We start from the raw sequence: 24,143 nt of genomic DNA, 5'->3' as shown, positions 1-24,143 counted from the left end.
CCGTCAGGCATCCGGACACGAGGCCGTCTTCGCACGTCAGCGGCGTATTTCGGAAGTTTCCCCGCTGCGGCGTGCTGGCCTGCTCCTCGTCAGTGGTGTGGACCAGTGGGGCGCGCGGGACGGCGCGCGGAACTCGTGGCCGGCCGCGGTCACGGTGTACCCGTCCGGTCCGCTCCTACCGGGTGCCGACCGCGGCGCGCACCGCCCTGCGGGCCATGCCGCAGTCGTCGTGCAGGCGGCGCAGCAGCAGCCGCTGCTCCTCGCCCGCCTCGGCCGCGCCGGGCGCCACGGGTCCCACGGCCCGCATCGTGCGCTGGACGGCCGTCTCGTAGGTGCGGATCTCCCGGGTCAGCACCAGCATCAGATTGACCAGGAAGGAGTCCCGCGCCGCCGGACCCTGCGCCTGCGCCTGCTGGCTGATCTGCCGCCGCGCCGCCGGGTCGTCGCCGAGCACCGACCACAGCACCGCCAGGTCGTACCCCGGCAGATACCAGCCCGAGTGCTCCCAGTCGACCAACGAGGGACCCGCGGGCGACAGCAGCACATTCGACAACTGCGCGTCGCCGTGGCAGAACTGCCCCTGCACATGGGCCAGTCCGTGCAGAAGCTGCTGGAGGTCGCCCATGTCCCGGTCGGTCAGCAGCCCCAACTCGTGGTAGCGGTTGATGCGGACGGGATAGTCGATCGGCGCGTCGAAGGAACCGGCGGGCGGGCGCCACATGTTGACGCGCGAGTACGCCGAGAGCGCCGCCCGCACATCGCCCTTGGTCGGCGGCTGCACCGGGTGCCGCTGCGGCGACACCACCCGTCCGGGCATCCGCTCCATCACCAGCACACAGCTCTCGGGGTCCGCGGCGATCAGCCGCGGCACCCGGACCGGCGGCCGGTGCCGGACGAACGTGCGGTAGGCCGCTATCTCCTGGCGGAAACGCTCCGCCCAGGCGGGGGACTGGTCGAGCAGACACTTCGCGACGGCCGGAGCGCGCCCCGAGGTGCCGATCAGCAGCGCGGTACGGCCGCCGCGGCGCAGGAGCTGGACCGGGGCGAACTCGGGGCAGATGCGCTGCACGGCGGCGACGGCGGTGCGCAACTGGGCGCCCTGTGGGCCGGTCAAGTCGAGTCTCCCGCTGAGCGGATGGGAGCTGCCCGCGGGCCGGCCGACGCGCCGTACGGCGGTGGCCTGGCGGGGGCGGAGGGCGGATTCCGCGACGGCGGGGTACGACGGCCGGGGCGGTGCGGACACGGAGGACGATGCCGAATACATGAGGAGAAGCAGATCCCTTCGTGTGCCAACGGTTCAGGGGCGCCACGGCCGGTCCGGTACCGCACCCTGGGGAATGCGGAGACGGACCGGGGTGGCGCGTTCCTACCTGACACCCGGCCGCGGGTGGCACACCACGTAGCGGACCCTGGCGAACCCTGGCGAATAGTCGCGAGGCCATTGTCAGGGGGAATAGTGTCAATTCAGCCGAGGAACCTGGGGGCTTGACGTGGGCAATGAAGCCAACACCCGACTCGCGGACCTGTTCGGCCTCACCGGCTGGTCCAAGGGCGAACTCGCACGGTTGGTCAACCGGCAGGCGGCGGCCATGGGCCATCCGCAGCTGTCGACCGACACATCGCGCGTACGCCGTTGGATCGAGACCGGTGAGTCGCCGCGCGATCCCGTGCCGAAGGTGTTGGCCGCGCTGTTCACCGAGCGTCTCGGCCGTGTCGTGACCATCGAGGATCTCGGGTTCGACCGGCGCCGGAAGACGGGAAAAAGACAGACCGGAGACGGCCTCCCGTGGCCGCCGGAACGAACCGCCGCGGTCCTCACCGAATTCACGGGAATGGACCTCATGCTCAACCGACGCGGTCTGGTGGGCGCGGGCGCCGCGCTCGCCACCGGTTCCGTACTCAGCACCGCCATGCACGACTGGCTGCACACCGACCCGGCCCTCGCGGCCGACGCGCCAGTCCTCGACGATCCGCTCGACGCCGACCCCGCCGCCTACGACCAGTACGAGGCGGTACCGGTCGGCTCCCAGGAGATCGAGTCGCTGGAACGCTCGGTCGAGGTGTTCCGCGCCTGGGACGCCTCACGCGGCGGCGGCCTCCAGCGCAAGGCCGTGGTCGGCCAGCTCAACGAGGTGGGCGGCATGCTCTCCTACGCCCACCCCGCGCATCTCCAGCGCCGGTTGTGGGGCGTGGCCGCCAACCTCGCGGTGCTGGCGGGCTGGATGTCGCACGACGTGGGCCTGGAACCCACCGCCCAGAAGTACTTCGTGATCGCCGCACACGCCGCGCGGGAGGGCGGCGACCGGCCCAGGGCCGGCGAGGCGCTGTCCAGGGCCGCCCGCCAGATGGTGCACCTGGGGCGGCCGGACGACGCGCTGGACCTGATGAAGCTCGCCAAGTCCGGTTCCGGCGAGTCCGCGCTGCCGCGCACCCGCGCCATGCTGCGCACCATCGAGGCGTGGGCGCAGGCGTCCATGGGCCGCGGCCAGGCGATGCGGCGGACCCTCGGCGAGGCCGAGGACCTGTTCGTCTCCGACAAGGGCGATGTACCGGCGCCCAGTTGGATGCAGAATTTCGACGAGGCCGACCTGCACGGGATGCAGGCGCTCGCCTTCCGCACCCTGGCCGACCACGACCCGTCGGCCGCGGCCGAGGCGCAACTCCACGCCAAGAAGGCGCTGGTGCTGCGGGGCGGCGGCCACGAGCGGTCGATGATCTTCGACTATCTGTCGCTGGCGTCGGCCTGCTTCATCGCCGACGACCCGGAGGAGGCCGACCGCTACGCCCGGATGGCGCTGCTCACCATCGGGGAGACCTCCTCGCACCGCACCTGGGACCGGCTGCGCGAGATGTACCGGCTCACCGGCCGGTATTCCGGCTACACCAAGATCCAGGATCTGCGCACCGAGATCGAGACGGCGCTGCCGAAATCCAAGGGGAAGGGAACCACCGGGAAGACCCGCTCCGTGTGACAGCGGCCGGCCGGCCTGCCGCCGAACGGGTCGGACAGCTCGTACGACAGCACGGATGAGATCCCTGCCGGGCTCTCAAGGGTCTCGCAAAAATAGATCGCGATTCACCCGCGGAGCGCACGCGCGGAATGCCCGTACGGAATGCCGTACGGAATTCGTGCGCGCGACCTGTCCGCGGGAAAGGAAGCAGGAAAGAAGGCTCAGGCGATCCTGGCGATCAGCACACAGGCGTCGTCCTCGCGCTCCGGGGTGCCGAACTCCTCGGCGACGATCCGCACGCAGTCCTGTGCGGTCCGGGCGCGGGCGAACAGCGGTGCCATCGCCAGGAGTCGTCCCGAGCCGCTCTCGGTGTCGGTGTCCAGCGCGGAACGGCGCGGCACAAGGCCGTCGGTGTGCAGCACCAGCAGATCACCGGCGGCCAGTTGCTCGTCGGCCTGCCCGTACAGGGCGCCGGAGGTCGCTCCGAGCAGGACGCCCTCGGGGGAATCGAGCACCCGCCCCGCTCCGTCGCGGAACAGCAGCGGGGCGGGGTGGCCCGCCTGGGCCCAGCGCAGCAGCCGGGTCGAGGGCTCGTACCGGCAGCACAGGGCGCTGCCGAGCGCGGGCTGCGCCGAGGTGTCGAGCAGTTCGTTGAGCCAGCCCATCAGGGGGCCGGGCTGGAGGCCCGCGACGGCCATGCCGCGCAGCGCGCCCAGCAGCATCGCCATGCCGGAGGTGGCGGCCACCCCGTGTCCGGTGAGGTCGCCGACCGTGAGTAAGGAGGACCCGTCGGGCAACTGCATCGCGTCGTACCAGTCGCCGCCGATCAGGGCGCTGGTGCCGGACGGCAGATAATGCGCTGCCAGGTCCATCGTGGTGGGCCCCCCGTCCTGCGGGAACCGCAGGGTGCCGCGCCAGGGCGGCAGCACGGCCTCCTGCAGCTCAACCGCCAGCCGACGCTCGGTCTGCGCGATCTGCCGCTGCCGCTGGAGGGAGTCACGGGTCTCCCGGAGCGTGCGCTGGCTGCGCCGCAGGTCGCTGACGTCCCGCAACACCGCCCACATGGACACGGTGTCCCCGTCGGCGCCGAGTACCGGCTCGCCGACCATGTGCACCGTACGCACGGAGCCGTCCGCGCGCACGATACGGAATTCGCCGTCGATCGGACGGCCGTCGACCAGGCAGCCGGTCACCATCTCGGTGAGGATCTGCTGGTCCTCGGAGAACAGCCACGAGGGCAGCTCGTCCAGGGTCAGCGGACCGTCGGCGGACTCCCGGCCGAAGATCCGGTACAGCTCGTCCGACCACTGCGCGTCATCGGTGAGCAGGTCCCACTCCGCGCTGCCCGCCCGGCCCAGCGCGCTGACCGCGTCGGGCCCCGGCGGCAGGGACGTCTGCGACGGCAGGTCCACCAGCAGGTCGGCGGTCAGCGGGTCGCCGCCCGGATACCCGGTGTCCAGGCCGTCCCTGAGCTGGCCGAGGTGGGTGTCCACGTCGTCGAGCTGGTGCACGGCCAGATCGCACAGGGCGCGCTGCCAGCGCAACTGGGGGTCCTCGGCGGCGGCGGCGCTCTCGCGCAGCACCGAATCCACCTGGGTCCTGAGGCGACGCGCCTGAGAGATCAGGGCGTCCACCGCACCGGGATCCGGTGGCTGCGCGGAGTTGTGCTCCGCGTGCGTGGGGAACGGCATGACACACTCCGAACGTGTCTGCTGGCAGGCGCTGAACGGCCGTCGCGGACGGAAGGACCGGTAACGACTGTTGCACAGGGAGCGATCGGCCGTAAGGGTTTCCGCGATACCCGATACGGTGGTGCTTCTGGCATATGCCACCAGCCCAGCGGCATAACGCCACCCTCCGCGCCACCCCACCGGCCGTTCCCGCGCCACCCGTTCGACACCCGCCCGCCGCCCGGAAGCGACACGGCACACCCCGAGTCGGTAGGCTTCCGCCGCCCGTCCCCACGGAATCCCCCGTTCCCGTCAGGCATGAAACCGACGACGGCCGGTAAGGATGCCGGGCACCGGTAGCGGAAATCCCGTTGCCATGGAACCCCCCGCACCGGATGCTGACCTCATGTTCGACCCAGACATAGCGCCCAGTGGATCCCTTCTCGGCCTCCTCCAGCGAGGACGCGGAGACGGGCCACTGCATGCCCTGGCGGCGCCGCGGACGGAAGCCCTCGCCGCTTTGGAGCAGTGCGTGCTGCGCGATCCCCGGCTCGACTGGCGGGTCGAGTCGCGCTCCTTGTATTACGCGCGCCTCTACTCGGACCTGGAGAGCCCGCTCGACGGGATCGAACACCACCTCTTCCACCCGGACGACCTGGTCGCCCCGGACGAGCACCGCTGCGGCCTCGCCCTGTCCGTCCTCGGACACCTCGCCGGATACGGCCGCCGCGACGCGCTGCACCTGCTGCGGCGGTACGCGGCCACCGGCGGCTGCTGGGAATGGGCGCTCGACGAGCTGGCGGTCCGCGACGACGAGGCGGGACTGCGCGCGCTGGGCCCCGCCGTCGTCGCCCGCTTCCCGCACACCCCCGAAGGCGACGCGGAACTGGCCCGCGCCGTCCGCGAGGCCTACGAACCCCGCCCGTGGCAGCTCTGGGCCGAGGACGCCTCGCAACCGGCCACCGCGACCCGCGTGGCCAAGGCCGCGGAACAGGTCTCGTTCGACCGCTGGCAGCGCCAGATGCGCTCCGCGGGCCCGACCCCCGGCTGGAGCGTCACCGCCGTCCTCGAATGGGCGCAGCAGGGACTGACCCGCCACCCCCGCCTCGAACGCGACCAGCCCGCCGCCCGCTGCCTGGCCGCCGTCGCGGGCCCCGAGGACCACGCGGAACTGCTGGAAGCGGCCCTGCACGGCCCCTCAGCCGCCCGCGCCGCCGCGCTGCGCCACCTCACCGACCGCTGCGACCCCCGGCGCCTGGACCTGATCGAGACGGCCGCGGTCTCCACCGACGACCTCGTCGTACGCGCCGCCCTCGAATCCCTGGAACGGCTCAGGGACGACGAGGCGATGGCCCGCGCCCGCGTCTGGGCCGCCCGCACCGACCCGCTCGGCTCCGCCGCCGCCCGGCTGCTCGCCCGCCACGGCGGACCGCAGGACGCCGAGCACGTGCTGGGCGCGCTGCGCAGGACCGTACAGACCGGCGGCGCGGACGCCGATGGGCTCGACGCGCTCGTCGAGGGAGTCGGCCGGCTCTCCGCCTGCCTGGCCGCACCCGTCCTGCGGCACATCTACCGGGAGACGTCGTCCTCCCAGCTCCGCGGCACCGCCGCCGTCGCGCTCGCCGTCACCGACCCCGGTTTCGCCGCCGGTTTCGCCGTCGAGTGCCTGTGGGACTGCGAGGAGAGCACCCGCGAGCTGGCCGCGCACCGCGCGACGTCCGGTGACGTGAGGGTCCTGGCGCAGCTGCGCAGACTGGCCGCGGACCCCGCGGAAGAGGCCGAAGTACAGACCGCCGTCCGCGGCCGGCTCAGTTCCGGCGGTACGTCCAGGTAGGCGGCCGACCCGCGGGCGGACCACGGAGAACCCGGCGCGGGTCTCAGGACGTGTCCGGCGGATCACGAACGGCCCCTTCGGCACCCGGACCGCCCATGATCCGCGGGGCGGGCCCTAACGCTCATGGGGCGTTCCACTTCGGGAAAGATCCACGTGGCCCTGACAACGCTCAATGCGGCGACAACCACGGTATGCGTGTCGCCATCGTCACAGAGTCCTTCCCACCCGACGTCAACGGAGTGGCCCACTGCGCCCTGCGCACGGCCGAACACCTCGCCCGGCGCGGCCACGAACCGCTCGTGGTCGCGCCCGCGGGCCCGGCCGACCAGGACCCCGGTCCCGACCCCTGTCCCGTCATCCGCGTCCCCTCCCTCCCGCTGCCCGGCTACCCGCAGGTGCGGGTCGCGCTGCCGGGCCGCCGTACCGCCGCCGCCATCGCCGCGCACCGGACGGAGCTGGTCCACCTGGCCAGTCCCTTCGTGCTCGGCGCGCGCGGCCTGGCCGCCGCCACTCGGTTGCGTATCCCTGCCGTCGCCGTCTACCAGACCGACCTCGCCGGATACGCCAGGACGTATCTGAACGCGGGCGAGTCCGCCGCCTGGCGCCGGATCCGCGCGGTGCACTCCGCCGCTGCCCGCACCCTGGCCCCCTCCTCCGCGTCCGTCAGCGCGCTGGCGGAACAGGGCGTGCCGCGCGTCCACTTGTGGCCGCGCGGCGTCGACTCCGACCGCTTCCACCCCGCGCGCCGCGACGGGTCGCTGCGCCGCGAACTGGCCCCGAACGGCGAGCTGATCGTCGGATACGTCGGCAGGCTCGCGCCGGAGAAGCACGTCGAACTGCTCGCCGGGCTCTGCGAACTGCCCGGTGTGCGCGTGGTCGTCGTCGGCGACGGCCCCAGCGCGCCGAGCCTGCGCACCGCCCTGCCGGGCGCGGTCTTCATGGGCCGCAGGACCGGCACCGAACTCGCCCGCATCCACGCCTCCTTCGACGTCTTCTGCCACACAGGACCGTTCGAGACCTTCTGCCAGACCGTGCAGGAGGCGATGGCCAGCGGAGTCCCCGTCGTCGCCCCGGCGGCCGGCGGCCCCCTCGACCTCGTCCAGCACGGCCGCACCGGCCTGCTGGTGCCGCCGCTCGACCCGGCGGCCGTCCGCTCGGCCGTCCAGTTCCTGCTCGGCGACGACGGGTTGCGCGAGCGCTACGGGAGCGCGGCTCGCACAGCGGTCGCCGACCGTACGTGGGAGGCCGTCGGCGACCAACTCCTCGGCCACTACGACCAGGTGCTCGGCGAGCGCGAGGCGGCAGCGGCATGACCACCGACATGAGCGGCGGCGTCAACGGCGACGGCATGAGCGGCGCGGGCGACCGTACGACCACCGGTACGCGAACGGCCGGTACGGCGAGCGGCGCGCGAACCGGCGGCACCATCACAGACTTCGGCACCGACCCCACCGACGGCAGGGACCACGTCATGTACGGCCAGGACGACCTCGCGTCACCCGACGGCGGCGCCCGCACCGCCCCGCACCCCCTCGACCGCGACCCCGAGTCCGCCCTGCGCATCGTGCGGCTCGCCAACTTCGTCACGCCCGTCTCCGGCGGCCTGCGCACCGCGCTGCGCCACCTCGGCGAGGGCTACGCGGCGGCGGGCCACGAACCCGTCCTGATCGTCCCCGGCGCCACCGCCTCCGACGAACTCACCCCGCAGGGGCGGGTGATCACCCTGCCGGGCCCTGAGATCCCCGGCACCGGCGGCTACCGCGTACTGGCCCGCCGCGCCCCCGTGGAGGCCGTACTCGCCTCGCTCGCCCCCGACCGGATCGAGGTCTCCGACCGCACCACCCTGCGCTGGACGGGGGAGTGGGCCAGGCGGCACCGCGTGCCCTCCCTGATGGTGTCCCACGAGAGCGCCGACGGTGTGCTCGGCACCTGGGGCCTGCCCTCGGGACCCGCCCGCCGCGCCGCCGACGCCCTCAACCGCCGTACCGCGCTGGCCTACACGCGTGTGGTGTGCACCACGGCCTGGGCCGCCGCCGAATTCGAGCGGATCGGCGCCCGCAACGTCGTACGCGCCCCGCTCGGCGTCGACCTCGAAGGCTGCCACCCCGGTGCCCGGAACCCGCGGCTGCGCGAGACGCACGGGCACGGCGCCGCCGTGCTGCTGGTGCTCTGCTCGCGGCTCTCGCCCGAGAAGCGGCCGGGCATGGCGCTGGAGACCCTGGCCCACCTGCGCGGCTCCGGCGTCGACGCGGCGCTGGTGGTCGCGGGCGAGGGACCCCTGCGGCCCCGGCTCACCGCCCAGGCCAGGGCCGCCCGGCTGCCGGTCACCTTCCTCGGCCACGTGCCGCGGCGCGCCGACCTCGCCGCGCTGCTCGCCACCGCCGACGTGGCACTGGCACCGGGACCCGTCGAGACCTTCGGTCTGGCCGCCCTCGAAGCCCTCGCGTGCGGCACCCCCGTGGTGGCCAGCTCCCGCTCCGCGCTGCCCACCCTCATCGGACCGGCGGGCGGCTGCGCCGACACACCCGCCCAGTACGCCGCCGCCGTACAGCGAATCCTGGCCGCGCCCGAGGAGGGGCGCCGCGCCATGGCCCGCACCCGCGCCGAGCTGTACACCTGGCCCGCCGCCGTCAACGCCTTCCTCACCGCGCACCGGGCCGCCGTCGGCGCCGCCGCACCGTCCGCGCGCCGCCGGACCGCACCGGAGTCCGACGGGGTCAGGCCGTGACCGGCGCCGTGCGCTTCGCCGTACTCGGCGACTCGCTCAGCGAAGGCGTCGGCGACCCGCTGCCCGACGGCGGGTGGCGCGGCTGGGCGGCGCTGCTCGCCGACGGGCTCGCGGCGGCCCCGTACGACACCCGGACGCTCAACCTCGCCCGGAGCGGGGCCCGTTCGGGCGACGTGGCGGGTCCGCAGCTCGAAGCGGCGCTGCGGCACCGGCCGGACCTCGCGTCCGTGCTGGTCGGCGGGAACGACACGCTGCGCGGCGGCTTCGACATCCAGGCGGTGGCCGCCGAACTGCACGTCGTGATGGGCGCGTTGCGCGCCGAGGGCTGCGACGTGCTCACCGCGTGCCTGCCGGACCCCGGAACCGTGCTCGGGCTGCCGTGGCCGCTGGCCCGGCCGCTGGGCCGCAGGATGCGCGCGCTCAACGACACCGTGCACGCCCTGTCCGCGCACCACGGCGCGCACCACCTCCACGCCGCGGAGCGCCACTGGGCGACCATGCCGGGAGCGCTGAGCGCCGACCGGCTGCACCCCAGCGAGACCGGACACCGGCTGCTCGCCCGCGACTTCCACGCCCTGCTCACCGCCGCGGGCCTCGCCCAGGGGCCCGCGCCCCGCCCCGAGCCGGACGGCGCGCCGCCCGGCCGACGGGCCGCCGCGTGGTGGATGGCCACCCGCGGCACCCGGTGGATCGCCGACCGCTGCACCGACCTGCTGCCCGACCTGATCCGGCTGGCGGGCACCGAACTGCGCCACCACCGGCAGGGCGGCACAGCGGTGTTGGAGGAGGACGCGCGGCGCGCCACGGTCGCGGCGCTCGCCGCGCTCAAGGTCCCGCCGGGCCCGGCGGCGCGGCCGTATACCCCGCCGCGCCCACCGGCGCCGGGTCAGCGCGTGCTGAGCGGCACGAAGCGGACCGGCGTCCCCGGCGGTGACTGGGCGGCGGCCGGCAGCGAACCCTCGGGGACCACGCCGATGACCGGATAGCCGCCGGTGGTCGGATGGTCGGCGAGAAAGACCACAGGACAGCCGTCCGGAGGCACCTGCACAGCGCCGAGCACCATGCCCTCACTGGGCAGTTCACCGCCGCGGGCCCGGCGCAGCGCCGGGCCCCGCGTGCGCAGCCCGATCCGGTTGGACGCGGGTGAGACGGTGTAACCGCCGCCGAACAACGTACGGAAGGCGTCCGGCGCGAACCAGTCGTCACGCGGCCCGCGCGCCAACGAAAGGACCAACTCGGCTCCGGGACCGGGCAGTGCCACCACATCGCCCTCGCCGAAGAGACTGACGAAGTCTCTGTCAGAGCTCACGCCGGAGCCCCTGATGACGTCCCCGGACCGGCCGCCGACAGGCAGCACGTCACCCCTCGCGAGCGGCGCGGGACCGAGCCCCGACAGCAGGTCCGTCGACCTGCTGCCCAGCACCGGCCGTACGGCCACACCGCCGGACACCGCCAGATAGCTGCGCAGCCCCGGCTCCGCCCGCCCCACGTCGAGCACCGCCCCGCCCGGCACCCGTACCGGCGCGCCCCACGCCGCGGGACGCCCGTCGACCCGCACCGCGCACGGCGCACCCGTCACCGCCACCAGCACCGCGTGCGAGGCCCGCAGCGCGCAGCCGTCGACCGTCGTCTCCAGACCGGCGGCCTCCGCCGGATTGCCGACCAGCCGGTTCGCCGCCCGCAGCGCCGGACCGTCCAGCGCGCCGGACCGCGGCACCCCCAGATGCGCGTGGCCCGGCCGCCCGAGGTCCTGCACGGTGGTGAGCGCCCCCGCCCGTACGACGGCCAACTCGGCCTGCCCTGCCGCCGTTTCCCTCACCCCCGCACCTCCGTGAACCGCACCTCGGTGCCGGGGCTCAGCAGCGCCGCGGGCTCCCGCTCGGGGTCCCAGAGCACGGCGTCCGTCGTGCCGACCAGTTGCCAACCGCCGGGCGAGGAGCGCGGATACACCCCCGCGTACGGTCCGGCCAGCGCGACGGAGCCGGGCGGTACGGCGGTACGGGGCTCGGCCCGGCGCGGTACGCGCAGGTGCTCGGGCAGTCCGGTCAGATAGCCGAAGCCGGGCGCGAAGCCGCAGAAGGCCACACGGAAGGGCGTCGAGGTCACAGTCCCTGCCACCTCCTCGGGGGAGACCTGCCACAGCCCGGCCACCTCCGCGAGGTCGGGCCCGTCGAAGCGCACCGCGATCTCCACGGCCGCGCCCCTCCCACGCGGCACCGCGGGCACGTCCCACGCGGCCACCTCGGCGGCGAAGGCCCGCGGATCGGCGAGCCCGCACACCAGCACGGTACGGGCGGCGGGCACGATCTCCGTCACCCCGGCCAGTTCCCCGGCCGCCCGCCTGCGCAGCAACTCGGCGTGCAGCGCCTCCGTCTCCTCACCGGTCGCGGACTCCACCAGTACGGCGTCCGCCCCGGCGCGCAGCACCCGCGGCCCCGTGCCCGCCCCGGAACCCGGCCCGGAACCCGCCCGGCTCACGCGAAGGCCGCGATCCGCAGACCCGACGCCTCCAGCGACTCCCGGACGCGGGCCGCCAGCCGGGCCGCGCCCGGTGTGTCGCCGTGCACGCACAAGGACCTCGCGGCGACCGGCACCCTCTCGCCGGTGATCGCCGTCACCCGCCCGTCGCGGGCGATGCCCACCGAGCGGGCCACCACCTCGTCCTCCGACTCCAGGACCGCGCCCGGCTCGCGGCGCGGGACCAGCGTGCCGCCCGAGGTGTAGGCGCGGTCGGCGAACGCCTCGTGGACCGTGGGCAGCCCTTCGCGGGCCGCCGCGAGCAGCAACTGCGAGCCGGGCAGGCCGAGTACGGGCAGTTCCCCCGCGAGCCGCACGCCCGCGACGACGGCCACCGCCTGCTCGGCGTCGTGCACCGCCCGGTTGTAGAGGGCGCCGTGCGGCTTGACGTACGCCACCGTGGTGCCCGCCGCGCGGGCGAAGACCTCCAACGCGCCGATCTGATAGGCGACTTCGGCGGCCAGTTCCTCCGGAGGCACGTCCATCGAGCGCCGGCCGAAACCGGCGAGGTCGCGGTAGGAGACCTGCGCGCCGATCCGTACGCCCCGCTCCGCCGCCAGTTCGCACACCCGCCACATCGTCGACGGGTCGCCGGCGTGGAAGCCGCACGCGACATTCGCGCTGGTGACGACGGACAGCAGCGCCTCGTCGTCGGTCAGCCGCCAGCGGCCGAAGCCCTCGCCGAGGTCGGCGTTGAGATCGATGACCGCGCCGGGGTCGGTGTCGGGTGCCGTGCCGGGAGGTGTCCGAGGAGCCGTGCCGGGTGCCGCCCCGGTGACCGCGTCCGCCATGATGATCAGCCCGTCCTCGTATCCTCGTATCCGCCTACGAACGGCGCCGAAGGTGCTCCGCGCGCCGCCCGCCAGTCTTCCGTGCCCGTGCCGTACCTGTCGCGGGACCGATCATGGCACTCCCGCGGGCCGACGCGCCGGGTGCCCGCCCCGTGGCGATCCGTGCCGTTTCGTTCGTTGTCGGTGCCACCGCCTAATGTGTGGGGCGTGACCACCACGATCCCGTACTCGCTGCCGGGCGCCGCCCGGCCCGCCCCGGGCCCGGCCGCCGACGAGGGCCTGGCCCGCAGGCTCAAGGCGCTCGCCTGCACGGCGCCGCTGCACGACCTCGACACCCGCAAGGCCAACCTCGCGGGCGAGTACTCGGTGTACGCGATGGCGGAGATCGCGCTGGCCGCGATCGACCTGGTCACGCTCAACATGGACTTCGACACCGGCGCGGACCACGACCAGATAGTGGCCAGACTGCTGCCCCGCGTCGCCGCGCAGGCCCCCGTCCGCGGCCAGGCCGAGCACGAGCGCGTCGCCCGCTGGGTGCTGGAGAATCTGATCAATGTCGGCAGCGCCGACCGCGGATTCCGCGCCGTCTACGGCACGTTCGGCGCCGACGGCGGATATGTGCGGCGGGACTACGACTTCAAGCTGATCGAGGAAGTGCCGGGCCCCGGCGGCAGCGTCTACCTGCGCACCACCGACGAGGCGGTCAACGTCCTGGTCGGCGCGCTCGACACCGACGTCACCAGCGCGCAGATCGCCGCCGAGGTCAAGCTGGAGGTGCTGATCAGCCGCGGCAGGCTCGCCGACGCCCAACTCGCCGCGGAACAGGCCAGGTACCGCACCGTGCAGTACGCGGAGACGCTGCGCCGCACCCTGGAGGCCACCCGGCGCAACGTCCGGGCGGTCGACTGGCTGCGGACCGTCCCCGACATGATCGCCGAGGCCCTCGACCACGTCGCCGACCGCTACCGGCACGAGAACGCGATCCTCACCAACATCCGCAAGGCGCGCGACGAGGCGGAGGAGCCGGAGCACAAGCGCCGCGCCGCCGAACTGGTCGACATCGTCAAGGACTGCATCCGGCGCCACACCCAGCTCCAGTCCAGGCTGCTGGAGGCCGGACCGCTGTTCCGCGCCGAGCAGGACCGGCAGGCGTTCGCCGCGCCCCCCGCGCGCGCCGGACTCGACCTGTACGGGCAGCTCGTCGCGCCCCTGCTGCCGATCCCGGTCGAGCGCGCGTCGCGGGTCACCGACGCGTTCTTCGCCCGCGGCGCGGGCCTGCGCACCCCGTCCGCCGTACGCGTCACCGACCTGGTCGAACTGCTGCTCACCCCGCCGCTGGAGCGGGAGCACCTGGGCGCGGAGATGCCGGAGCCCGACCTGGTCGCCACCCCGGACGACAGCCGGTTCAGCGAGGAACAGCTCGAATCCGCGCTCGATCTGCTCGACCTGCCCCACGACGCGCCCCGCCGCCTGTCGGGGCTCCTGGCCGACGCCCGCCGCCGCGACCCCGAACTGCCCTATCTGCTGGCCCTGCTGGCGATCCACGCCGCCTCCCCGCCGGTCGGCACCGCCTACCGCCAGGGCGAACAGCGCCTGCTCTTCGCGGTGGACGACGGCACGCCGCTGGACGACCACGAATTCGGCGGCGCCGACCTCATCGTCGGCACCGCGCGGCTGGACGCGGCGGCGATGACGGCCGCGCGCGCGGAGCCCGCGTGAGGCCCGGCACGGCGCCCGCCCGCCGTTTCCGACCCGGCGGCGGGCGACCACGTGCGGCGGACGCGACGGTGCCGACCGGCGTCATCGCCTGGACCGAGGAGAGCGAGAAGTGAGCGAGTACCGGGAGACGGCGGCGGACACGCCCGAGGCCGCGGCGTACGAGGCCGGGAGCACCGGACCGGCGCGCACCGGGGGAGTGACGCCCGGCGACGCGGCGGACGCCGCCCGCCTCGTGGGCTTCGGGCTCCAGCCCAAGCTGCTGCCCGCCCGCGACGCGGAGTACGCGGAACTGATCCGCCGCCACCGCGAGGACCCCGCCTTCGCGCGCCTGGCCGACGCGGTCGCGGCCGGACTCGGCCTGATCGTGCTGGAGGTCTCGCCCCGCGCCGGAATGGCCCTGGCGGCGGGCGAGGACTCGGTGTTCGCCGTCCGGATGGGCGACTACGCCCGCCGCGCCGCCTCCGACTCCGGTGACCGCTTCCTGCACGGCCTGGCCCACCTCGCCGCGGCGGCGCTCGCCTTCCCGCGCCCCGAGGACCTCGCCGACGACGGCTACATCGGCCGGATCACCGTCAACGGCATCGACGCCTTCATCCGCCAGGCCTGCCGCCGCCTGGAGGAACAGGCCGACGAGACCGGTGAGAACACCGACCCGGCCAGCGACGCACCGGGACTGGAAGCCGCCTGGCGGGTCTACACCCGGCGCAGCGCGACCGGCGCCACCAAGGACGCCCGCAGACTGGCCAGTTCCACCACCGGCATCATCGGCAAGGCCGTCGCCTTCCTCGTCGACTCCGGCTTCCTCCAGCGCACCGGGGACGAGTCGGGAGGCACCTACCGCACCACCGCCCGCTACCAGTTGCAGGTCCGCGACATGGCGGGCAGCGCCGCCATGGCCGAACTGCTCGACCTCGGCATCGTCCCGGTCGGCGACGGCAGCGCCAGCCTCGTCCCGGCCGCCGCCGACGACAGCGGCCTCGACCTGGCCGCGGACGCCGGTCTGCCGTTCCACGCCCACACCTGACCGGGGCCCGCCTCCCACCCGCCACCGCCACCGCCTCCCACCCGCCCCGCCTCCCACTCGCCCCCGACCCCCCCACTCGCCCCCGACCCCCCCACTCGCCCCCGACCTCCAGTCCACTTCCGACCTGAACCACGAGCCACGAGAGTCCGCCGCATGTACGAGCTTTCCCGACTCCGCCTCTACTCCATCGGGCCCGCGGGCGCGCGCTACGCCGACACCGTCCTGGACCTGCGGGGCGTCGGCGAGCCGGTGCCGCAACCCGCCCCCGCGCAGGGCGAGTTCTTCGCCGACGAGCCCGCAGGACCGCCGCGCCGCCCGGCGCCCGCGGGCGTGCTCTTCCTGGAGAACGGCGGCGGCAAGTCGGTCCTGCTCAAGCTGATCTTCTCGGTGATGCTGCCCGGCCACCGCAACACCCTGGGCGGCGCCAGCTCCGGCGTCCTGCGGAAATTCCTGCTGGCCGAGGACTGCGGCCACGTCGCCCTGGAGTGGCAGCACACCGTCACAGGCGAGCTGGTCGTGGTCGGCAAGGTCAGCGAGTGGCGAGGCCGCCAGGTCTCCACCGACCCGCGGAAATTCGCCGAGGCGTGGTATTCGTTCCGGCCGGGACCCGGCCTCAGCCTGGACTCGCTGCCGGTCGCCGAGGCCGCCAGCGTACGGCCGCCGGTCGAGGGCATGTCCGGCGCGCGCGGCAGGCGCCGCACCATGAAGGGCTTCCGGGACGCGGTCACCGAGGCGGGCAAGGCGTACCCGCACCTGGAAGTGGTGTGGGAGGAGATCCACGACCGGTGGAACGAACACCTCGGCGACCTCGGCCTCGACCCCGAACTCTTCCGCTACCAGCGGGAGATGAACGCCGACGAGGGCGAGGCCGCGGGCCTGTTCGCCGTCAAGAAGGACTCCGACTTCACCGACCTCCTGCTGCGCGCCGTCACCGACACCCGTGACACCGACGGCCTCGCCGACCTCGTGCACGGCTTCGCCAACAAGCTCGGCCGCCGCGCGGAACTCACCGCGGAACGCGACTTCACCGCGGGCTCGCTCGACCTGCTGGAGCGGATCGTCGAGGCCGCCGCCACCCGCGACCAGGCCCGCGGCGTCCACGCCCAGTCCGAACGCCGCACCCGCGCCCTCGCCCGTCGCCTGTCCGCCCGCGCCCAGCAGGAGCGCGGCAGGACCACCGAACTGGCCGAGCACATGGCGCGCGCCGCGCACAGCGTCACCGACGCCGACCAGGCCCGCGGCGGCAGCGCCCTGATCGCCGCCGAACTTGCCTACCGGCACGCCTCGTTGGCGCTGGCCGCCGCGGACAAGAGCGCCGCGGGACTCCGCCGCGAGCTGGGCGACGCCCGTACGCTGCACGCCGCCTGGCAGGCGGCCGAGACCGTACTGCGGCAGCGCGCCGCGGGCGACCGGCTGGCCCGCGTCACCGCCGCGATCCGCGAGGCCGAACGCGACGCGGCCCCGGCGCTGGCCGCCCGCACCCGCGCCGCCGCCGATCTCGTACGCGCCCTGCACGCCGCCGCCGCACGCGCCGAGCAGCAGGCCGACGCCGAGGAGGAGCGGTCCGCCGCGCTCCAGGCGGAGTCCGAGGCCGCGCACCGCGACGCGACCGCCGCCGCCACCGAGGCGCAGCGCGCCCGCAGCGAGAGCGGACACCTCGGGCAGCGGCTCGCCGAGGTCGAGCAGGAGACCGCGGAGGCGGTCAGCGCGGGCTGGCTCGACGACACCGCACCCGACGCCGACCCGGCCCGCGCGGCCCTCGCCGCCTCCGACGCGGAACAGACCGCGGCGGCCCTGGCCCGTTCCGCCACCGACACCGCCCACAGCGCCGCCGCCCGCGCCCGCGAGGCCGCCTCCGCCGAGGCCCGCGCCGACCTGGCCGCCGCCCGCGCCGCCGACGCCCTCACCGCCGCGGAAGCCGCCAGAACCGCCGCGACCGTGGCGGCCACCGCGCTCGCCGCCGACCCCCGCCTGGCCGCCCTGCTGAGCGTGCCGGGCCCGCGCGACGGCACGGATTCCGCGGCGGGCCAGGACGCCGGACACCCGAGCGGCGCCCGCTCCGGCAGAACCTCCGACGCCTCGGCCGGTGACAGCGCGACCGGGCCGCACGGCGGTACGGGCCGTGACGCCCGGGAGGGCTCGGCAGGACGGCACGGCGGTACGGGCTCCGGCGCCGCGGGTATGGCCGCGGGCCGCACCGGCCAGGGCTCGGGAGCCTCCGACCGGGACGGCGCGGGCGCGTCGCCCCTCCGCCCCTCCGCCGCGCGCCCGTCCGCGGACGGTCCCCTCACCGCCGCGGAGCTCGACGGCTTCGCCGAGCCGCTGCGGGAACTGCTGGACAGCGCCGTCGCCTCCGCCGAGCGCAAACTCTTCGAGCTGCGGACCGCGGCGGCCGACGACGCGCGCATCCTCGCCGCGCTCGGCGACGGCGGCCTGCTGCCGCCGGGCCCCGACGTCCTGGCGACCGTCGAATTCCTGGGGGAGCACGGCATTCCGGCGCTGCCCGGCTGGCGCTACCTCGCACAGGCCGTGGACCCGGTGGACCACGCGGTCGTGCTGGCCTCCCGCCCCGAGCTGGTCGACGGCGTCGTGGTCACGGAACCCGGCTCGTACCAGCGGGCCAGGGACGTGCTGGCGCAGGCCGCGCTGCTGCCGCGCTCGACAGTCGCGGTCGGCACCGCGGCGGCGCTGCTCGCGCCGCCGCCCGCGACGGCGGCGGGCAGCGCGGACCAGGACGTGTTCCTGGTCCCGCCGAACCCGGCGATGCACGACGAACTGGCCGCCGACGGCGAACGCCAGGAGCTGCGGGCCCGCGCCACCGCCCGCGAGGAGGACATCAGGACGCTCGCGGCCCGGCTCGCGCACGACCGGACGCTGTCGGCCCGCCTCGCCTCGTGGCGCGCCTCCTGCCCGCCGGACCGCCTCGCCGAGCTGGAGGCGGAGGTCACCGCCGCGCGGCAGAGCGCGGAGCAGGCCCGCGCGGAGCTGGCCGCGCTGCGCGCCGAACGCGCGGAGGCCGAGGCCGCCGCCGCCGAGAGCGCGCGGGACAACGACGCCCGCCGCGCCGCCGCCGAGCAGGCCCGGCGCCGCGCCGACGCGCTCGCCGGTCTCGCCCACCGGCTCCGCGAGCGCGCCAACTGGCAGCGCAGGGCACGGGAGTTGGCCGCCGACGCGGCCGAGGCGGAGACCCGCGCCGAGACCTGCCTGGCGCAGGCCCGCGCCGCGGACGAGGACCGCCGCGCCGCCCAGCGCGCCTCCGACGACGCCCGCCGCACCGCACGCGTCCTGCGCGCCGAGCGGTCCGAGATCGCCGGAGCCCCCGACGAGAGCGCGCAGGACCGGGCGCAGGCCCCCGCGGCCACCGAGTCGCTGCCCGCGCTCCGCGAGGCGTACCACTCGGCCTCCCAGGTGTACGAGAAGGTCGGTGTCGGCGCCGACCTGCGCGCCGAGCAGGCCCGCGCGGAGAGCACCGAGAACGCGGCCCTGGTCGAACTGGACCGGCTCACCAACAAGGTCCGCAGCCGCGCCGCCCAGTTGCTCGAAGGCCCGGACGGCGCCGACGGCCCCTCCCGGCAGGCCGCGGCGGCCCGCGCGGAACAGCTCGTACAGACCCTGGAGTCGCGCGCCTCCACCGCCAGCGAGCAGTTGGGGCGGCTGCGCGGCGAGGCGGAACGGCTCGCGCCCGCGGACGGCGACCGGCACACCGACCTGCCCGACGGACTGCTGCCGCGCGACGCCGAGCACGCGCAGGAGCTGCTGCGCGCCGCCAACGCCGAACTGGCCTCCCGCACCGACGCGTTGGAGCAGGCGAGGGCCGCCCACACCGACATGGTCCACGCCCACCGCGCCGCCGAGGACGCGGCGGGCGGCTTCGACGAGATCGCCGCGATGCTGCGCGACCTGCTGCGGGACAACGCGCCGGGACAGCAGGACGAGGACGAGCCGGAGCCGTACCCCGGCAGCACCGAGGAGGCCCGCCAGGCCGCGGCGGAGGCCCGGCGCGGTCTGCGCGGCTGCGCGGCCGACCTGTCCACCGCGGAGACCCAGCTCCGCGAAGCCTCCGACGTCCTGGTCCGGCACGCCAACGCGGTGCGCTACGAGCAGGTCAGGACGCCCGCGCGCCAGCAGATCAGGGAACTGCCCGCCGCCGCGCTGCCCGAGCACGCCGCGGCCTGGGCGACCGCCTTCGCCCCGCGGCTGCGCGTGCTGACCGACGAGCTGACCCAGCTGGAGCGCAACCGCGACAGCATCGTGGACCGGCTGCGCGGCCTGGTCGAGTCCTCGCTCGCCACCCTGCGCTCGGCGCAGCGCCTGTCACGGCTGCCGGAAGGGCTCGGCGAATGGTCGGGCCAGGAGTTCCTGCGGATTCGCTTCGAGGACCCGGACCAGTCCGTTCTCACCGAACGCCTCGGCGAGGTCATCGACGAGGCCACCAGGGCCGCCGTACGCAAGAATTCGGACCTGCGGCGGGACGGGATGTCGCTGCTGCTGCGCGGCGTCGGGTCCGCGCTCGAACCGCGCGGCATCGCCGTGGAGATCCTCAAACCGGACGCGGTGCTGCGCGCCGAGCGGGTGCCGGTCGGACAGATGGGCGACGTATTCTCCGGCGGGCAGCTCCTCACCGCCGCCATCGCCCTCTACTGCACGATGGCCGCGCTGCGCAGCAACGACCGGGGCCGGGACAAGCAGCGGCACGCGGGCACCTTGTTCCTCGACAATCCCATCGGTCGCGCCAACGCCACCTATCTCCTGGAATTGCAGCGCGCGGTGGCCGACGCCTTGGGCGTACAGCTCATTTACACCACGGGACTGTTCGACACCACGGCACTCGCCGAATTCCCGCTGGTGGTCAGGCTCCGCAATGACGCGGATCTGCGGGCGGGCCTGAAATACATCAGCGTCGAGGAGCACCTGCGGCCGGGACTTCCGGTCCCCGACCCGCAGGGCGAGCAGGTGCACGGCGAGATCACCGCCACCCGGATGTACCGACGGCCGCCCGAGCCGGAGCGGGACGGGGGAGACGGCGAATCGGACGCGCCCGTTTCCGGGTCCGCGCGCGCCGCCGTGCCCGGACCGGGCAGGGAACTCCAGCCGGACAGAGGCTAGTCCGGACCGCCGCCGGCGGTGGCCGCCGCTGCTACCGGCCGCCGCTGGGTACGGACCGCGATCAGCTCCCGGACCGTCGCCCTACCACCAGGTACCGACGGCAGACCGCGAGCGGCCGGAGTCAGACCCCGAGGTGCCAGGGCAGATGACGCGGTATGTGCACCCGCCGCGTCGGCCTGCCGCGCGCGGCCGACCGCGCCGCACGGTGCCTTCTGCGCCGCTCCCTGCGCAGGGCACGGGCCGCGCTGCTCGGGCTGGAGAGCACCCCGTTGCGCTGGTTCCACACCTGTCGCGTCACCCACACGTCCAACACCGCCCACGTGGCGACGACGCTGGTGAAGACGGCGGAGATCAGCGCGGGCGCCGACAGCCAGGAGTGTCCGGCGGCCAGCAGTACGGCCATCACCGCGAGGATCAGCGCGACGGCCACGATCAGCACCGCCCGCACCGCCGCCGCTCGTACCGGATCGGGCATTCGGGGAGTGCCGACCGGGTCCTCGGTCCACACCCGCCCTTGTTCGAAGTCCATACAAGGTGCCTGCCCCGAATCTTCACGATGCATTCCGGGGTACGTATCCGGCCAGACCTGCCCAACCCTACGCACTGGCTTTCGAGTTACCGCATCGGCAGTAGTAGGCTCACGCCGTTTAAACGCGACAGACGATCCCCATACCGGGGAAGACGTTGGGGAGGCCATGCGCTTTCGCGGTACGACGATCCGCCGGAAGATCGTGGCGCTGCTGCTGATCCCACTGGTGTCCCTCACCCTCATCTGGGCCTTCGCCGCCACCATCACCGGGCGCGAGGTGTTCGGACGGCCGGACATCCAGCGAATAGTCGACAATGTCGGCTATCCCGCCGACGACGCGGTTCGGAACCTTCAGCAGGAGCGCAGGGTCGCTCTGGTCTTTCTGGCCAACACCCGTGACTCCGAGGCGCGGATCGCCTACGACAAGCAGGAACACGCCACCGACGCGTCCATCGCCAAGATGCGGACGACCATCGACGCGTCCGGCGTCCGCGACGACCTCAACGCGCGGTCCCGCGACCGCCTCGACGACCTCCTCAACACCGTCGAGGGCCTCACCTCGCTCCGCCAGCGGATCGACAACCAGCGGATCACCCGCGACGACGCCTACCAGGCGTACAACTCGCTGGTCGATCCCACCTTCGACCTCTTCGAGGAGTACCTCCCGCTCAGCGACGTCACGCTGGACAGCCAGCGGCGTGCGGTGATCGGCCTCTACCGGGCGCAGGAGGAGGTCAGCCGCGAGGACGCGCTGATGGCCGCCGCGATCAGCACCGGCCACACCAGCAAGGACGAACTGCGCTCCTTCACCTTCGCGGTCGCCGAGCAGCGCAACTACTACGCCGTCGACCTCAAGACCCTCACCGACGAGGCGCGCGCGCCCTTCGACACGTACTGGCAGAGCGCCAGCGGCAAGGCGCTGCGGGCCGCCGAGAACGCGATCATCGTCGCGGGCGTGGAGGAGGCGCCGGTCGTGGCCGCCCAGAAGGCGTGGCCCGCGACCGCCGCCACCGTGATGACCGACCTCGGCAAGCTCGACGGCGAGGCCATCGCGAAGTTCAGCAAGCAGGCCAGGCCGCTGTCCACCACGCTGGTCGTCGAAGCCGCCGTCATCGGTGTCCTCGGTCTGGTCGCGGTGATCGCCTCGCTGATCGTGTCGGTACGGATCGGCCGCAGCCTGATCCGCGACCTGTCCGGGCTGCGCCGCGAGGCCCAGGAGGTCTCCGGCACCCGGCTGCCCCGCGTCATGCGGCGGCTGGCCGCGGGCGAACAGGTCGACGTCGAGACCGAGGTGCCGCGCCTCCAGTACTCCGACGACGAGATCGGACAGGTCGGCAAGGCGCTCAACACCCTCCAGCGGGCCGCCGTCGAGGCCGCCGTCCGCCAGGCCGACATGCGCAAGGGCGTCTCCGAGGTCTTCGTCAACCTCGCCCGCCGCAGCCAGGTCCTGCTGCACCGCCAGCTCACCTTGCTGGACGCGATGGAGCGCCGCACCGAGAACGCCGAGGAACTGGCCGACCTCTTCCGCCTCGACCACATGACCACCCGCATGCGGCGGCACGCCGAGGGCCTGGTCATCCTCTCCGGTGTCGCCCCCTCCCGGCAGTGGCGCAAGCCCGTCCAGCTCATGGACGTGGTCCGCGCCGCCGTCGCCGAGGTCGAGGACTACGAGCGGATCGAGGTACGGCGTCTGCCCCGGCTGGCCGTCACCGGCTCCGCGGTCGGCGACCTCACCCACCTGCTCGCCGAACTCATCGAGAACGCCGCCGTGTTCTCGCCGCCGCACACCGCGGTACGGCTGCACGGCGAGCCGGTCGCCAACGGCTTCGTGCTGGAGATCGACGACCGCGGCCTCGGCCTGACGCCCGACGCGCTGCTGGAGTCCAACCTCCGGCTGGCCGAGACCCCGGAATTCGAACTGTCGGACACCGACCGGCTCGGCCTGTTCGTGGTCAGCCGCCTCGCGCAGCGCCAGGGCGTCAGGGTCTCGCTGCGGCAGTCCCCGTACGGCGGCACCACCGCCGTCGTCCTCATCCCGGCGAATCTGCTCACCGAGACCGGCGACGACACCGGCGCGACCAAGATCGGTGACCTCACCGAGTCCCGCCCGGCGCGGGTGCCCTCCGACACCGAGCACACCTTCCGGCAGTGGGGCCTTGACGGCATCGGCGGCGAGACGCAGAAGGAGCACGAGGCGCACCCGGCGGACGAACCCGTCGGCGCGCCGGTCGGCGAGGCGGGCGACCCGGAACTCGACGGGCCGCTGCCGTTGCCGCGCCGCCGCCGCACCGCGCCCGTACTGGTCTCCGACCGCGGCCGACCGGTCGGCGGACCCTCCGCGCAGACCTCGCAGGCCGACCGGGGAGCGCTGGAACAGGCCGCGGAGCGGGCCGTGGCGCAGGCGCAGGCCCGCGGCGAGCTGTACCCACAGGGCCAGCCGCAGGCACAGACCCCGGCGCAGGCACCGGCTCCGGCGGAGCCCCAGCCGCTGCCCGCGCGCCGGTCCCCGTCTCGGCCCGCGTCCGAACCCACGCCCGAACCCCCGTCCGGGTCCCCGCCTTTGACGGCCGCGAAGAAGACGACCGCGTCCGGCGCGAGCGGCAGCGCACTGCCCCGCCGGGTCAGGCAGGCCAATCTGGCGCCGCAGTTGAGGGTGGAGACCACCGCCCACGACAGCGGCGGCGCGACCGGCGAGGGCGCCGGCCGCGAGCGGTCGGCGGACGAGGTCCGCGACCGGATGGCGGCACTCCAGCGCGGCTGGCAGCGCGGCCGGGAAGTGACCGAGAACGACGGCACGCAAGACGACCCGTCGGCATCCGCACCGAGAACGACACCTGAGGGGAACGGTCGATGACCGCACCATCGAGCCCGACACGCGAGCTGAGCTGGCTCCTTGACGATCTGGTCTCGCGCGTGGCCAGCATCCGCAAGGCCCTGGTCCTCTCCGGCGACGGCCTGGCCATCGGCGCGTCGGACGGACTGACCCGCGAGGACTCCGAGCACCTCGCCGCCGTCGCATCCGGCTTCCACAGCCTCGCCAAGGGCGTTGGGCGGCACTTCGAGGCCGGACGCGTCCGGCAGACCATGGTCGAACTGGACGACGCCTTCCTCTTTGTGACGGCGGCGGGCGACGGAAGCTGCCTGGCCGTACTCAGCGCGGCCGAGTCCGATGTCGGCCAGGTCGCGTACGAGATGGCGCTACTGGTCAAGCGGGTCGGTGCCCACCTGGGCACCGCGGCTCGGAACGACGGCGGCGCGGCACTCAGCGGCTGAC

At 74.5% G+C, this 24,143-nt stretch carries 16 protein-coding genes; 10 read left to right on the top strand and 6 right to left on the bottom strand.

All coding sequences use genetic code 11. From position 1 onward, the window contains the following. Positions 1–175: 175 nt before the first annotated feature. The gene (locus ACIQCJ_RS12245) at positions 176–1,264 is read right to left on the bottom strand and encodes an aminoglycoside phosphotransferase family protein (RefSeq protein ID WP_355344012.1); all 1,089 of its coding nucleotides are present in this window, start codon (positions 1,262–1,264) and stop codon (positions 176–178) included. A 226-nt stretch (positions 1,265–1,490) separates the two neighbouring features. Here ACIQCJ_RS12245 and ACIQCJ_RS12240 point away from each other — a divergent pair, with 226 nt between their 5' ends. Further along, the gene (locus tag ACIQCJ_RS12240) at positions 1,491–2,972 is read left to right on the top strand and encodes a hypothetical protein (protein ID WP_391050109.1); all 1,482 of its coding nucleotides are present in this window, start codon (positions 1,491–1,493) and stop codon (positions 2,970–2,972) included. 200 nt (positions 2,973–3,172) lie between these two features. Here ACIQCJ_RS12240 and ACIQCJ_RS12235 read toward each other — a convergent pair whose 3' ends face one another. Further along, entirely contained in the window at positions 3,173–4,642 is a 1,470-nt protein-coding gene (locus tag ACIQCJ_RS12235; RefSeq protein ID WP_391164182.1) for a SpoIIE family protein phosphatase, read from the bottom strand. A 385-nt stretch (positions 4,643–5,027) separates the two neighbouring features. Here ACIQCJ_RS12235 and ACIQCJ_RS12230 point away from each other — a divergent pair, with 385 nt between their 5' ends. The 4 genes from ACIQCJ_RS12230 to ACIQCJ_RS12215 all read left to right on the top strand — a co-directional run bounded on the left by ACIQCJ_RS12230 (position 5,028) and on the right by ACIQCJ_RS12215 (position 10,169). Next, positions 5,028–6,455: a HEAT repeat domain-containing protein gene (locus ACIQCJ_RS12230; protein WP_402711312.1), complete on the top strand. Its 1,428-nt coding sequence runs from the start codon at positions 5,028–5,030 to the stop codon at positions 6,453–6,455. Positions 6,456–6,646: 191 nt separating this feature from the next. Then, positions 6,647–7,768 carry a glycosyltransferase gene (locus ACIQCJ_RS12225; protein WP_391164184.1) on the top strand — a complete coding sequence of 374 codons (1,122 nt, stop codon included), beginning with the start codon at positions 6,647–6,649 and terminating at the stop codon, positions 7,766–7,768. After that, positions 7,765–9,183 carry a glycosyltransferase gene (locus tag ACIQCJ_RS12220; RefSeq protein ID WP_402711311.1) on the top strand — a complete coding sequence of 473 codons (1,419 nt, stop codon included), beginning with the start codon at positions 7,765–7,767 and terminating at the stop codon, positions 9,181–9,183. The genes ACIQCJ_RS12225 and ACIQCJ_RS12220 overlap by 4 nt, the downstream gene beginning before the upstream one ends. Further along, positions 9,180–10,169, top strand: coding sequence for a GDSL-type esterase/lipase family protein (locus ACIQCJ_RS12215; RefSeq protein ID WP_391050100.1), 990 nt, complete (start codon positions 9,180–9,182; stop codon positions 10,167–10,169). The genes ACIQCJ_RS12220 and ACIQCJ_RS12215 overlap by 4 nt, the downstream gene beginning before the upstream one ends. On the opposite strand, the gene ACIQCJ_RS12210 is transcribed toward ACIQCJ_RS12215, so the two are convergent. The 3 genes from ACIQCJ_RS12210 to ACIQCJ_RS12200 are packed head-to-tail and all read right to left on the bottom strand — an operon-like array spanning position 10,070 to position 12,491. Continuing rightward, positions 10,070–11,002 (bottom strand): biotin-dependent carboxyltransferase family protein, encoded by a 933-nt coding sequence (locus ACIQCJ_RS12210; RefSeq protein WP_402711310.1) that lies wholly within the window; start codon positions 11,000–11,002, stop codon positions 10,070–10,072. The genes ACIQCJ_RS12215 and ACIQCJ_RS12210 overlap by 100 nt on opposite strands. Further along, on the bottom strand, positions 10,999–11,610 hold the full coding sequence (locus tag ACIQCJ_RS12205; RefSeq protein WP_402711309.1) for an allophanate hydrolase subunit 1: 612 nt from the start codon (positions 11,608–11,610) through the stop codon (positions 10,999–11,001). Before ACIQCJ_RS12205 ends, ACIQCJ_RS12210 begins: the two co-directional genes overlap by 4 nt. Positions 11,611–11,657: 47 nt before the next feature. Then, positions 11,658–12,491 (bottom strand): LamB/YcsF family protein, encoded by an 834-nt coding sequence (locus ACIQCJ_RS12200; protein WP_402711308.1) that lies wholly within the window; start codon positions 12,489–12,491, stop codon positions 11,658–11,660. Between the two features lie 207 nt (positions 12,492–12,698). Here ACIQCJ_RS12200 and ACIQCJ_RS12195 point away from each other — a divergent pair, with 207 nt between their 5' ends. The 3 genes from ACIQCJ_RS12195 (at position 12,699) to ACIQCJ_RS12185 (ending at position 20,340) form a co-directional block, all read left to right on the top strand. Beyond that, positions 12,699–14,210 carry a hypothetical protein gene (locus ACIQCJ_RS12195; protein WP_355344041.1) on the top strand — a complete coding sequence of 504 codons (1,512 nt, stop codon included), beginning with the start codon at positions 12,699–12,701 and terminating at the stop codon, positions 14,208–14,210. Between the two features lie 109 nt (positions 14,211–14,319). Further along, entirely contained in the window at positions 14,320–15,234 is a 915-nt protein-coding gene (locus ACIQCJ_RS12190; protein ID WP_355344044.1) for a hypothetical protein, read from the top strand. A gap of 153 nt (positions 15,235–15,387) precedes the next feature. Beyond that, entirely contained in the window at positions 15,388–20,340 is a 4,953-nt protein-coding gene (locus tag ACIQCJ_RS12185; RefSeq protein ID WP_402711307.1) for a hypothetical protein, read from the top strand. A 121-nt stretch (positions 20,341–20,461) separates the two neighbouring features. Here the strand turns inward: ACIQCJ_RS12185 and ACIQCJ_RS12180 are convergent, their stop codons facing one another. Next, a complete protein-coding gene (locus ACIQCJ_RS12180; RefSeq protein ID WP_391050091.1) occupies positions 20,462–20,869 on the bottom strand; it encodes a hypothetical protein in 408 nt (135 codons plus the stop codon). A 166-nt stretch (positions 20,870–21,035) separates the two neighbouring features. Here ACIQCJ_RS12180 and ACIQCJ_RS12175 point away from each other — a divergent pair, with 166 nt between their 5' ends. Beyond that, on the top strand, positions 21,036–23,723 hold the full coding sequence (locus ACIQCJ_RS12175) for a nitrate- and nitrite sensing domain-containing protein (RefSeq protein ID WP_402711306.1): 2,688 nt from the start codon (positions 21,036–21,038) through the stop codon (positions 23,721–23,723). Further along, entirely contained in the window at positions 23,720–24,142 is a 423-nt protein-coding gene (locus ACIQCJ_RS12170; RefSeq protein WP_188286155.1) for a roadblock/LC7 domain-containing protein, read from the top strand. Before ACIQCJ_RS12175 ends, ACIQCJ_RS12170 begins: the two co-directional genes overlap by 4 nt. Position 24,143: the final 1 nt, after the last annotated feature.

The sequence above is a fragment of the Streptomyces sp. NPDC093221 genome (assembly GCF_044753885.1).
Lineage (GTDB): Bacteria > Actinomycetota > Actinomycetes > Streptomycetales > Streptomycetaceae > Actinacidiphila.
The sequence above is the reverse complement of the archived record's forward strand: the minus strand, read 5'-3'. Positions and strand labels throughout refer to the sequence as shown.

Bases quoted from the DNA above. Each gene is read 5' to 3' on its own strand.
- ACIQCJ_RS12245 (WP_355344012.1), bottom strand. From the start codon at position 1,264: ATGTATTCGGCATCGTCCTCCGTGTCCGCACCGCCCCGGCCGTCGTAC.
- ACIQCJ_RS12235 (WP_391164182.1), bottom strand. From the start codon at position 4,642: ATGCCGTTCCCCACGCACGCGGAGCACAACTCCGCGCAGCCACCGGAT.
- ACIQCJ_RS12230 (WP_402711312.1), top strand. From the start codon at position 5,028: ATGTTCGACCCAGACATAGCGCCCAGTGGATCCCTTCTCGGCCTCCTC.
- ACIQCJ_RS12225 (WP_391164184.1), top strand. From the start codon at position 6,647: ATGCGTGTCGCCATCGTCACAGAGTCCTTCCCACCCGACGTCAACGGA.
- ACIQCJ_RS12220 (WP_402711311.1), top strand. From the start codon at position 7,765: ATGACCACCGACATGAGCGGCGGCGTCAACGGCGACGGCATGAGCGGC.
- ACIQCJ_RS12200 (WP_402711308.1), bottom strand. From the start codon at position 12,491: ATGGCGGACGCGGTCACCGGGGCGGCACCCGGCACGGCTCCTCGGACA.
- ACIQCJ_RS12185 (WP_402711307.1), top strand. From the start codon at position 15,388: ATGTACGAGCTTTCCCGACTCCGCCTCTACTCCATCGGGCCCGCGGGC.
- ACIQCJ_RS12180 (WP_391050091.1), bottom strand. From the start codon at position 20,869: ATGGACTTCGAACAAGGGCGGGTGTGGACCGAGGACCCGGTCGGCACT.
- ACIQCJ_RS12175 (WP_402711306.1), top strand. From the start codon at position 21,036: ATGCGCTTTCGCGGTACGACGATCCGCCGGAAGATCGTGGCGCTGCTG.
- ACIQCJ_RS12170 (WP_188286155.1), top strand. From the start codon at position 23,720: ATGACCGCACCATCGAGCCCGACACGCGAGCTGAGCTGGCTCCTTGAC.